The organism is Escherichia sp. TC-EC600-tetX4 (genome assembly GCF_019356055.1).
Lineage (GTDB): Bacteria > Pseudomonadota > Gammaproteobacteria > Enterobacterales > Enterobacteriaceae.
The window spans coordinates 1,294,884-1,307,029 of the sequence record NZ_CP079924.1 but is presented as its reverse complement, the minus strand read 5'-3'; the positions used below and the strand labels follow the sequence as shown (position 1 = coordinate 1,307,029).

General features: G+C 53.0%; 7 protein-coding genes. 4 read left to right on the top strand and 3 right to left on the bottom strand.

The genetic code is table 11. The annotated features are described in order from the left end of the window. Positions 1-18: 18 nt before the first annotated feature. Together tal and tkt are read left to right on the top strand one after the other, a co-directional pair. The gene (gene tal, locus KXD89_RS06245; protein WP_001003709.1) at positions 19-969 is read left to right on the top strand and encodes a transaldolase; all 951 of its coding nucleotides are present in this window, start codon (positions 19-21) and stop codon (positions 967-969) included. A 19-nt stretch (positions 970-988) separates the two neighbouring features. Beyond that, positions 989-2,992: a transketolase gene (gene tkt, locus KXD89_RS06240; RefSeq protein ID WP_000087280.1), complete on the top strand. Its 2,004-nt coding sequence runs from the start codon at positions 989-991 to the stop codon at positions 2,990-2,992. A 94-nt stretch (positions 2,993-3,086) separates the two neighbouring features. Here tkt and KXD89_RS06235 read toward each other — a convergent pair whose 3' ends face one another. The 3 genes from KXD89_RS06235 to aegA all read right to left on the bottom strand — a co-directional run bounded on the left by KXD89_RS06235 (position 3,087) and on the right by aegA (position 6,878). Then, complete coding sequence (locus KXD89_RS06235) at positions 3,087-4,130, bottom strand: DUF1176 domain-containing protein (RefSeq protein ID WP_001270542.1); 1,044 nt, start codon at positions 4,128-4,130, stop codon at positions 3,087-3,089. A 125-nt stretch (positions 4,131-4,255) separates the two neighbouring features. After that, positions 4,256-4,831: a GDP-mannose pyrophosphatase NudK gene (gene nudK / locus KXD89_RS06230; RefSeq protein ID WP_001300814.1), complete on the bottom strand. Its 576-nt coding sequence runs from the start codon at positions 4,829-4,831 to the stop codon at positions 4,256-4,258. Between the two features lie 67 nt (positions 4,832-4,898). Beyond that, complete coding sequence (gene aegA / locus KXD89_RS06225) at positions 4,899-6,878, bottom strand: formate-dependent uric acid utilization protein AegA (protein WP_001078880.1); 1,980 nt, start codon at positions 6,876-6,878, stop codon at positions 4,899-4,901. Between the two features lie 205 nt (positions 6,879-7,083). Between aegA and narQ the strand changes: the two genes are divergently transcribed. Together narQ and acrD are read left to right on the top strand one after the other, a co-directional pair. Beyond that, the gene (gene narQ, locus KXD89_RS06220; RefSeq protein ID WP_001698424.1) at positions 7,084-8,784 is read left to right on the top strand and encodes a nitrate/nitrite two-component system sensor histidine kinase NarQ; all 1,701 of its coding nucleotides are present in this window, start codon (positions 7,084-7,086) and stop codon (positions 8,782-8,784) included. 163 nt (positions 8,785-8,947) lie between these two features. Next, the gene (gene acrD, locus KXD89_RS06215) at positions 8,948-12,061 is read left to right on the top strand and encodes a multidrug efflux RND transporter permease AcrD (protein ID WP_001273151.1); all 3,114 of its coding nucleotides are present in this window, start codon (positions 8,948-8,950) and stop codon (positions 12,059-12,061) included. Positions 12,062-12,146 lie beyond the last annotated feature (85 nt).

The following is a 12,146-nucleotide window of genomic DNA, read 5'->3' as shown; positions in this document are numbered from 1 at the left end:
TTTCAAGGAGTATTTCCTATGAACGAGTTAGACGGCATCAAACAGTTCACCACTGTCGTGGCAGACAGCGGCGATATTGAGTCCATTCGCCATTATCATCCCCAGGATGCCACCACCAATCCTTCGCTGTTACTCAAAGCTGCCGGATTATCACAATATGAGCATTTAATAGACGATGCTATCGCCTGGGGTAAAAAAAATGGCAAGACCCAGGAACAACAGGTGGTCGCAGCGTGTGACAAACTGGCGGTCAATTTCGGTGCTGAAATCCTCAAAATCGTACCCGGTCGCGTGTCAACAGAAGTTGATGCACGCCTCTCTTTTGATAAAGAAAAGAGTATTGAGAAGGCGCGCCATCTGGTGGACTTGTATCAGCAACAAGGCGTTGAGAAATCACGCATTCTGATCAAGCTGGCTTCGACCTGGGAAGGAATTCGCGCGGCAGAAGAGCTGGAAAAAGAAGGTATTAACTGCAACCTGACGCTGCTGTTTTCTTTTGCACAGGCACGGGCCTGTGCGGAAGCAGGCGTTTTTCTGATTTCGCCGTTTGTCGGGCGTATTTATGACTGGTATCAGGCACGCAAGCCGATGGACCCGTATGTGGTGGAAGAAGATCCGGGCGTTAAATCGGTGCGCAATATCTACGACTACTATAAGCAACACCACTATGAAACCATTGTGATGGGCGCGAGCTTCCGTCGCACCGAACAAATCCTCGCCTTAACCGGCTGCGATCGACTGACTATCGCACCGAATTTACTGAAGGAGCTGCAGGAAAAAGTTTCGCCAGTGGTACGTAAATTAATCCCACCTTCTCAGACGTTCCCACGCCCAGCTCCCATGAGCGAAGCGGAGTTCCGTTGGGAGCACAATCAGGATGCGATGGCGGTAGAAAAACTGTCTGAAGGCATTCGTCTGTTCGCCGTTGATCAACGCAAACTGGAAGATCTTCTTGCCGCCAAACTATAAACCAGCCACGGAGTGTTATATGTCCCGAAAAGACCTTGCCAATGCGATTCGCGCACTCAGTATGGATGCGGTACAAAAAGCCAACTCTGGTCATCCCGGCGCGCCGATGGGCATGGCTGATATTGCCGAAGTGCTGTGGAACGATTTTCTTAAACATAACCCTACCGACCCAACCTGGTATGATCGCGACCGCTTTATTCTTTCCAACGGTCACGCGTCGATGCTGCTCTACAGTTTGCTACATCTGACCGGTTACGACCTGCCGCTGGAAGAACTGAAGAACTTCCGTCAGTTGCATTCGAAAACCCCAGGCCACCCGGAGATTGGCTATACGCCAGGCGTTGAAACCACCACCGGCCCGCTTGGACAAGGTTTGGCGAACGCCGTCGGGCTGGCGATAGCAGAGCGTACACTGGCGGCGCAGTTTAACCAGCCAGACCATGAGATCGTCGATCACTTCACCTATGTGTTTATGGGCGACGGCTGCCTGATGGAAGGTATTTCCCACGAAGTCTGTTCGCTGGCAGGCACGCTGGGACTGGGCAAGCTGATTGGTTTTTACGATCACAACGGTATTTCCATCGACGGTGAAACAGAAGGCTGGTTTACCGACGATACGGCAAAACGTTTTGAAGCCTATCACTGGCATGTGATCCATGAAATCGACGGTCACGATCCGCAGGCGGTGAAGGAAGCGATCCTTGAAGCGCAAAGCGTGAAAGATAAGCCGTCGCTGATTATCTGCCGTACGGTGATTGGCTTTGGTTCGCCGAATAAAGCAGGTAAGGAAGAGGCGCACGGCGCACCACTGGGGGAAGAAGAAGTGGCGCTGGCACGGCAAAAACTGGGCTGGCACCATCCGCCATTTGAGATCCCTAAAGAGATTTATCACGCCTGGGATGCCCGTGAAAAAGGCGAAAAAGCGCAGCAGAGCTGGAATGAGAAGTTTGCCGCCTATAAAAAGGCTCATCCGCAACTGGCAGAAGAGTTTACCCGACGGATGAGCGGTGGTTTACCGAAGGACTGGGAGAAAACGACTCAGAAATATATCAATGAGTTACAGGCAAATCCGGCGAAAATCGCTACCCGTAAGGCTTCGCAAAATACGCTTAACGCTTACGGGCCGATGCTGCCTGAGTTGCTCGGCGGTTCGGCGGATCTGGCTCCCAGCAACCTGACCATCTGGAAAGGTTCTGTTTCGCTGAAGGAAGATCCAGCGGGCAACTACATTCACTACGGGGTGCGTGAATTTGGCATGACCGCTATCGCCAACGGCATCGCGCACCACGGCGGCTTTGTGCCGTATACCGCGACGTTCCTGATGTTTGTTGAATACGCCCGTAACGCCGCGCGGATGGCGGCACTGATGAAAGCGCGGCAGATTATGGTTTATACCCACGACTCAATTGGCCTGGGCGAAGATGGTCCGACGCACCAGGCTGTTGAGCAACTGGCCAGCCTGCGCTTAACGCCAAATTTCAGCACCTGGCGACCGTGCGATCAGGTGGAAGCGGCGGTGGGCTGGAAGCTGGCGGTTGAGCGCCACAACGGACCGACGGCACTGATCCTCTCAAGGCAGAATCTGGCCCAGGTGGAACGTACGCCGGATCAGGTTAAAGAGATTGCTCGTGGCGGTTATGTGCTGAAAGACAGCGGCGGTAAGCCAGATATTATTCTGATTGCCACCGGTTCAGAGATGGAAATTACCCTGCAAGCGGCAGAGAAATTAGCAGGAGAAGGTCGCAATGTACGCGTAGTTTCCCTGCCCTCGACCGATATTTTCGACGCCCAGGATGAGGAATATCGGGAGTCGGTGTTGCCTTCTAACGTTGCGGCTCGCGTGGCGGTGGAAGCAGGTATTGCCGATTACTGGTACAAGTATGTTGGTCTGAAAGGGGCAATTGTCGGGATGACGGGTTACGGGGAATCTGCTCCGGCGGATAAGCTGTTCCCGTTCTTTGGCTTTACCGCCGAGAATATTGTGGCAAAAGCGCATAAGGTGCTGGGAGTGAAAGGTGCCTGATGGTGATTGCCGGATGCTGATTGCCGGATGCGACGCTGACGCGTCTTATCCGGCCTACAGCGTCTTATCCGGCCTACATGTCCCGCCATTTTGTTTAACGGGTGATCCACAACGTGGGCCAGGCGTCTGGCCCATGCCAGTTATCGCAGGTGGGTTCTGCGGCGTAACGCACCAGGCGAAAACGCTGACCGTCAAAGCGCCAGCGCGCCTGAATGCCACAATCGCTTAATCCGCGCCCTTTCGCTAAGGTCACCAGTTCACGCGATTTCTCATCAAATGTTGCGTTCATCAGTTCCAGTTCATTCGTCTCCTGACCGTTGTTGAACGGCAAACGCAACCGAACCGGGCGCGAAGCTAGTGGCTTTTTACGCGACACAATCCATGCCAAATCAATGGTGTTATAGGCCCCTGCCTCACAGCTAATCATCATCAGCGCTTTATCATCAGTCAGCGCAGTGACATTCACCTCACGACGCAATGGATCAAGCGAGCAGCGCAGACCATTCATCCGCCAGTTTCCATAATCCAGCAAATCGTTGCGTTCTTCGAGTGAGAGTGGCGTCGGCGTTGGGTTAACCACCGCGACCTCTTTCAGCGCAGGCGCGGGCGGTACGCTGAGCGGCGGTTCGTCCCCTTTCTTGATCCACGCGGTTTCACTGCCAACGCGCTTTTGCTGAGCATCAATAAACAACAACGCTGCTTTTAAGCCACTCAGAGAAATGGTCTGATCGCCATCGCGTAAGGTGATTGCCTTCCCTTCCTGAATCATCTGCAAAAACGCGGTGATGGTTGCCGTATCATCGGTTACTAATAACCATGGTGAAATCCGCCACTTGTCACCACTTAACGCCAACGGCTCGCCATCTAACAGCAGCCGTGGCGCTATCTCCCCTTCTGACGCCTCCGGCGACTTCAATCCGCCGCGCTCAATACGTAAAACGGCATCGGTATGCGCCCCGGCGCTGCGGCTCAGGGTCATCACCAGTCCATTATGATCGCCCGTATTACGCGCCACGCAGAAATTTTGGTTATTACAGGTGACCTGCCAGTCGGAAAACGCCCGTTGCGCTGGTGCCGCCCACACCAAAGACGTCGGCAACAAAGCGAAAAAAAAGAGAAGGAAAATGCGATAGCGCATGGACGGTACGACCCCAGAAGTTCAAACAAACAGCACAAGTCGTATCTTCGTTGCGCAGGTAGCGCGGCTCAATCGGATTTGTCGGATTGAGCCAATAATAAACAACGAAATATTATTGTTATTTTTCAGTCCATTAAATGTGACGTTTGCAAATAGTTAAGCAATAACACCGTCTTACCGTCACGTATCTCGCCGGTTTTGATCATCTCCAGCGCCTGGCTGAACGGCAGCTCGAGCACTTCAATATCTTCATCTTCGACACCGCCACCGGCGTTAGCGCGCTGATTGTCACTGTATTCGGCGATAAAAAAGTGGATTAGCTCAGTCACACCGCCTGGCGACATATACAGTTCAAATAATTTGCGCACTTCACCCACTTCATAGCCCGTCTCTTCAATCGCTTCTTTGCGAATACACACTTCCGGTTCGTCGTTATCCAGCAGCCCGGCGCAGCTTTCAATCAGCTGCCCGCTTTCATTGCCATTAACCCAGGTAGCGACACGGAACTGACGAATCAGAACCACGGTCTTTTTCTTCGTGTTGTACAGGAGGATCGTCGCACCATTGCCGCGATCGTACACTTCACGTTTATGGCGGATAACTTCGCCGTCTTTGCGCGTGAGATCGTAAGTAATGTTGTGCAGGGTGAAATAGTTATCGGAGAGAATTTTGTCTTTAATGAGGGTGATTTGTTGCGTCATACCGACTCCACAGCGCGAAATGAACAATTATCTTACGCTGTGAAGTCGGGTTTGTCTGCGCAGGCTATCAGTGAGATTTGACTGATTTTACCCCCAGCCAGTCAATAATCCCCTGTGCCGCATGACGTCCTTCTGCCATTGCGGTAACCACCAGATCCGCACCACGCACGGCGTCACCACCAGCGAAGATTTTCGGATTGGTGGTCTGGTAACGGTACTGGCTTTCCACATCCGCGATGATGCGGCCCCATTTGTCTACCGTTACACCGTGCGACTCCAGCCACGGCATCCCGTGCGGATTGAAGCCAAACGCCATAATCACCGCGTCGGCTGGCATGACAAATTCACTGCCTTCCACCGGCACTGGACGCCGACGCCCCTGGGCATCCGGCTCTCCAAGACGCGTGCGCAGGAAACGAATCCCGCAGACGTGACCTTGTTCATTCAGCTCAAGCGCCACCGGCTGGACGTTAAATTCGAAGTTGGCCCCCTCTTCGCGGGCGTTCTTCACTTCTTTCTTCGAGCCTGGCATGTTAGCTTCATCACGACGATAAGCGCAGGTGACGTTACTCGCGCCGTGGCGCAGTGCGGTACGCACACAGTCCATCGCGGTGTCGCCGCCGCCCAGTACCACGACGTTAAGTCCGGCGGTATTGATAAACGGCTCTTCCGGTAGCTCTTCGAGCCCCATCACCTGTTTAGTGTTGGCAATGAGGAACGGCAGCGCGTCATAAACGCCCGGCGCATCTTCATTGGGTAAACCCGCTTTCATGGAACGGTAAGTGCCTACGCCAACGAAGACCGCGTCGTATTGTTCCAAAAGCGAATCCAAAGAGACATCTTTACCCACTTCACAATTGAGTTCGAAGTGAATCCCCATCGCGCTGAAGATTTCCCGACGGCGTGCCAGCAGGGATTTATCCAGTTTGAAAGAAGGAATGCCGAAAGTGAGCAAGCCACCGATTTCTGGATGGCGATCGTACACCGTCACCCCCACGCCATTGCGGGTCAGAACATCCGCACAGGCCAGCCCTGCCGGACCTGCACCGATAATCGCCACCCGCTTGTCCACTTTGGTGACATGGCTTAAGTCAGGACGCCAACCTTTCGCCAACGCCTGATCTGAAATGTAGCGTTCAATGTTGCCGATAGTTACCGCGCCGTGCTCATCGCGAATAGTACAGGCACCTTCACACAAACGGTCTTGCGGACAAACGCGTCCGGTAATTTCCGGCAGGGTGTTGGTCTGGTGAGAAAGCTCGACGGCGGCGTCGATGTTTCCGGCTTTCACCAGTTCAATCCACTGCGGTATATGGTTATGCAGCGGGCAGGTCCATTCACAAACGCTGTGCTCGCCGCACTTAAGGCAGCGCGAGGCTTCCCGTTGTGCCTGGTCGGCGCGAAATGGCAGATAAATTTCATCAAAACCGGTTTTGCGCGCTTCAATCGCCAGTTTATCCGGCTCGCCACGCGCGGGCGTTGCCTGCATTTGTTCGACTTTACTCATTACCGGCATTTCTTGCGCCGCGGTACTGGCATGCCACGGTTGATGTTCCTGACGCGCGGTGCGCAAGCGGCGGGATTTCGCCATGCCGGAGAGTGCGACGTCAGTGACCAGTTGCAGCGCGTCCGCCGGGCAATTCTCAACACAGGCAGGACCGTTTTCGCGCCCCGCACAAAGGTCGCATTTATGCGCCGTGGCTTTTACTTTTCCTGCCGCGACGGGTGTCAGGACGATTTGCATCGTACCAAAAGGACAGGCCACCACGCAGGATTTACAGCCAATACACTTTTGCTGATTGACCTGAATGCTGTCATCAACGTGGCTGATTGCGCCATTAGGGCAGCTACGGGCGCAGGGCGCATCTTCACAATGGTGACAGGTCACTGCACTACGTTGCTGTTGATGTTTGATAACCGTAATTCGGGGATGAAAATGGTGTTGGCTCAGGACATGTTGCTCATCATTGTGAGCCATGACACAGGCGATTTCACAAGCATGACAACCCAGACATTGCTGACTGTTGGCCATAATAAAACGATTCATAACGACCTTCTTTTTTGGTTGTAAAAACCTTATTCTTTATATGAGTGTTGTTATTACCCGACTTACAGGGGAATCGGCAATGTTCATGTGCCCAGAATAAGTAACTATTTCGCTATAAACTGTGGCAGATCAAATAATCCCATCACTGACTAAATTGCGTTTCAGCGAACTGGAACATTAATGATTTTTTGTGGAGAAGACGCGTGTGATTGTTAAACGACCCGTCTCGGCCAGTCTGGCCCGGGCCTTTTTTTACATTGTGCTGCTGTCGATTCTTTCCACGGGTATCGCTCTGCTAACTCTGGCGAGCAGTTTGCGCGACGCTGAGGCTATCAATATTGCCGGATCGCTGCGTATGCAGAGTTACCGCCTGGGCTACGACTTGCAAAGTGGCAGTCCACAACTCAATGCACATCGCCAGTTATTTCAGCAGGCACTGCATTCACCGGTATTAACCAACCTCAACGTCTGGTATGTGCCAGAAGCAGTAAAAACTCGCTATGCGCATCTGAATGCCAACTGGCTGGAGATGAATAATCGGCTCAGCAAGGGCGATTTGCCGTGGTATCAGGCCAATATTAATAATTATGTTAATCAGATAGACCTGTTCGTACTGGCTTTACAGCACTACGCTGAACGCAAAATGCTGCTGGTGGTGGCGATTTCCCTGGCTGGCGGCATCGGTATTTTCACGCTGGTCTTTTTTACTTTGCGCCGCATACGCCATCAGGTGGTTGCCCCGCTGAATCAGCTGGTTACCGCCAGTCAGCGTATTGAACACGGGCAGTTCGACTCGCCGCCGCTGGATACCAACCTGCCGAATGAGCTTGGTCTGCTTGCAAAAACCTTTAACCAGATGTCGAGCGAGCTGCATAAATTGTACCGTTCGCTGGAAGCGTCAGTAGAAGAAAAGACCCGCGATCTCCACGAGGCCAAGCGTCGTCTGGAGGTGTTGTATCAGTGTTCGCAGGCGCTGAACACTAGCCAGATTGATGTGCATTGTTTCCGCCATATTTTGCAGATTGTTCGCGACAATGAAGCGGCTGAATATCTGGAGTTAAATGTCGGTGAAAACTGGCGGATTAGCGAAGGGCAACCAAACCCGGAATTGCCGATGCAGATTTTACCGGTGACAATGCAAGAGACGGTTTACGGCGAACTGCACTGGCAAAATAGTCACGTTTCATCATCAGAACCGCTGCTTAACAGCGTTTCGTCGATGCTGGGACGCGGTTTGTACTTTAATCAGGCGCAGAAGCATTTTCAGCAATTATTGTTGATGGAAGAACGTGCGACCATCGCCCGCGAATTGCACGACTCGCTGGCTCAGGTACTTTCTTACTTACGTATCCAGTTGACGTTACTGAAGCGTTCGATACCGGAAGATAACGCCACCGCACAAAGTATCATGGCCGATTTTTCCCAGGCGTTGAATGATGCTTATCGGCAGTTACGCGAGCTGTTGACTACTTTCCGCCTGACGCTGCAGCAGGCGGATCTCCCCTCCGCATTGAGGGAAATGCTGGATACGTTACAAAATCAAACCAGCGCCAAACTGACCCTCGACTGCCGTCTGCCAACCCTGGTACTGGATGCGCAAATGCAGGTGCATTTGTTGCAAATTATTCGCGAAGCGGTGCTGAATGCGATGAAGCACGCCAACGCCAGCGAAATCGCCGTCAGTTGCGTCACCGCGCCGGACGGCAATCACACGGTTTATATCCGTGATAACGGGATTGGTATCGGTGAACCGAAAGAACCCGAAGGTCATTATGGTCTGAATATCATGCGCGAACGCGCGGAACGGCTAGGTGGGACGCTGACTTTTTCACAACCTTCCGGCGGCGGCACGTTAGTGAGTATTAGCTTTCGCTCTGCGGAGGGTGAGGAAAGTCAGTTAATGTAATGCCTCCTACTGACCAAAGAATACTTGCACTTAAGGTTCAGTATAAAAGGGCATGATAATTTACATTAACTCCTTTTTTTCTCCACGATTGGCTCGTACCTTGCCGCTACAGTGAAGCAAGTCAAGCCTACAACGATACGCAGAAACACGAGGTCCTCTTTTAATGGCGAATTTCTTTATTGATCGCCCCATTTTTGCCTGGGTGCTGGCAATCCTGTTGTGTCTGACAGGTACCCTGGCGATTTTTTCATTGCCCGTTGAACAATACCCCGATCTCGCGCCACCGAATGTGCGAGTGACCGCTAACTATCCCGGCGCATCGGCCCAGACGCTGGAAAACACCGTGACCCAGGTTATCGAGCAAAATATGACCGGCCTCGATAATCTCATGTATATGTCATCTCAGAGCAGTGGCACCGGTCAGGCATCTGTCACTTTAAGTTTTAAAGCAGGCACCGATCCGGACGAAGCCGTGCAGCAAGTACAAAACCAGCTGCAATCAGCCATGCGAAAGTTACCGCAGGCGGTGCAAAATCAGGGCGTGACGGTGCGTAAAACCGGCGATACCAACATTCTGACCATTGCCTTCGTCTCTACCGATGGTTCGATGGATAAACAGGATATTGCTGATTATGTTGCCAGTAATATTCAGGACCCGTTAAGCCGCGTGAATGGCGTCGGGGATATCGATGCCTATGGTTCGCAATATTCCATGCGTATCTGGCTGGACCCGGCGAAACTCAACAGTTTCCAGATGACGGCTAAAGATGTCACTGATGCCATTGAGTCACAGAACGCGCAGATTGCGGTTGGGCAACTTGGTGGTACACCTTCCGTCGATAAGCAGGCGCTCAACGCCACCATTAACGCCCAGTCACTGCTGCAAACACCAGAACAGTTCCGCGATATCACCTTGCGGGTCAATCAGGACGGCTCAGAGGTAAGGCTGGGCGATGTCGCCACCGTCGAAATGGGGGCGGAGAAATACGATTATCTTAGCCGCTTCAATGGTAAGCCAGCCTCCGGGCTGGGGGTAAAACTGGCCTCCGGCGCTAACGAAATGGCGACAGCGGAGCTGGTGCTCAATCGTCTCGACGAGCTGGCGCAGTATTTCCCGCATGGACTGGAATACAAGGTGGCGTATGAAACCACCTCGTTTGTTAAAGCCTCCATTGAAGACGTGGTGAAAACGCTGCTGGAAGCTATCGCTCTGGTTTTCCTCGTTATGTATCTGTTCCTGCAAAACTTCCGCGCCACGCTGATACCCACTATCGCCGTGCCGGTGGTGTTGATGGGAACCTTCTCCGTACTTTACGCCTTCGGTTACAGCGTCAACACCTTAACCATGTTCGCGATGGTGCTGGCGATCGGTCTGCTGGTGGATGACGCCATCGTGGTGGTGGAAAACGTCGAACGTATTATGAGTGAGGAAGGACTCACTCCTCGCGAAGCCACACGTAAATCGATGGGGCAGATCCAGGGGGCACTGGTCGGGATTGCGATGGTTCTTTCGGCGGTATTTGTACCAATGGCCTTCTTCGGCGGCACCACCGGTGCCATCTATCGCCAGTTCTCTATTACCATTGTTGCGGCGATGGTGCTGTCAGTACTGGTAGCGATGATCCTCACTCCGGCTCTGTGTGCCACACTACTTAAGCCACTGAAAAAAGGTGAGCATCATGGGCAAAAAGGCTTTTTTGCCTGGTTTAACCAGATGTTTAACCGCAACGCCGAACGCTACGAAAAAGGGGTGGCGAAAATTCTCCACCGTAGCCTGCGCTGGATTGTGATTTATGTCCTGCTGCTTGGCGGCATGGTGTTCCTGTTCCTGCGTTTGCCGACGTCGTTCTTACCGCTGGAAGACCGTGGCATGTTTACTACCTCGGTACAGTTGCCCAGCGGTTCAACGCAACAACAGACCCTGAAAGTCGTTGAGCAAATCGAGAAATACTACTTCACCCATGAAAAAGACAACATCATGTCGGTGTTTGCCACCGTTGGTTCTGGCCCTGGGGGTAACGGGCAAAACGTGGCGCGAATGTTTATCCGCCTGAAAGACTGGAGCGAACGCGACAGTAAGACCGGCACCTCGTTTGCCATTATCGAGCGTGCAACGAAGGCGTTTAACCAAATTAAAGAAGCTCGCGTTATCGCCAGCAGCCCGCCAGCAATTAGCGGTCTTGGTAGTTCTGCAGGTTTTGATATGGAGTTGCAGGACCACGCTGGAGCTGGTCACGATGCGCTGATGGCAGCACGTAATCAGTTGCTGGCGCTGGCGGCGGAAAACCCGGAGCTAACCCGTGTGCGCCATAACGGCCTCGACGACAGTCCGCAGTTGCAGATTGATATCGACCAGCGTAAAGCTCAGGCGCTGGGCGTTGCTATCGACGATATTAACGACACACTGCAAACCGCCTGGGGTTCGAGCTATGTGAATGACTTTATGGATCGCGGTCGCGTGAAGAAAGTCTATGTGCAGGCAGCTGCGCCGTATCGCATGCTGCCAGATGACATCAATCTCTGGTATGTCCGAAATAAAGATGGCGGCATGGTGCCCTTCTCTGCTTTCGCGACCTCACGCTGGGAAACAGGCTCGCCGCGTCTGGAACGCTATAACGGTTATTCTGCGGTTGAGATTGTTGGGGAAGCCGCACCGGGGGTCAGTACCGGTACGGCGATGGATATTATGGAATCGTTAGTGAAGCAGCTGCCAAACGGCTTTGGTCTGGAGTGGACGGCGATGTCGTATCAGGAGCGGCTTTCCGGCGCGCAGGCTCCGGCGCTGTACGCCATTTCCTTGCTGGTGGTATTCCTGTGTCTGGCTGCGTTGTATGAAAGCTGGTCGGTGCCGTTCTCGGTAATGCTGGTCGTGCCGCTGGGGGTAATCGGCGCGCTGCTGGCAACCTGGATGCGCGGGCTGGAAAACGACGTTTACTTCCAGGTGGGCCTGTTAACGGTCATTGGTTTATCGGCGAAAAACGCCATCCTGATCGTCGAGTTTGCTAACGAGATGAACCAAAAAGGCCACGACCTGTTTGAAGCGACGCTCCACGCCTGCCGTCAGCGTTTACGCCCGATTCTGATGACCTCGCTGGCATTTATCTTCGGCGTATTGCCAATGGCAACCAGCACGGGTGCCGGTTCCGGTGGTCAGCATGCGGTGGGTACTGGCGTAATGGGCGGGATGATTTCGGCCACTATTCTGGCTATTTACTTCGTGCCGCTGTTCTTTGTGCTGGTGCGCCGCCGCTTCCCGCTGAAGCCGCGCCCGGAATAAGCAATAAAAAAGGCGACATGCCAATGTGTCGCCTTTTTCAACTTTCCGATTAAGAACCTGCTCAGCGGGTTCTTGCTGTTTGTAC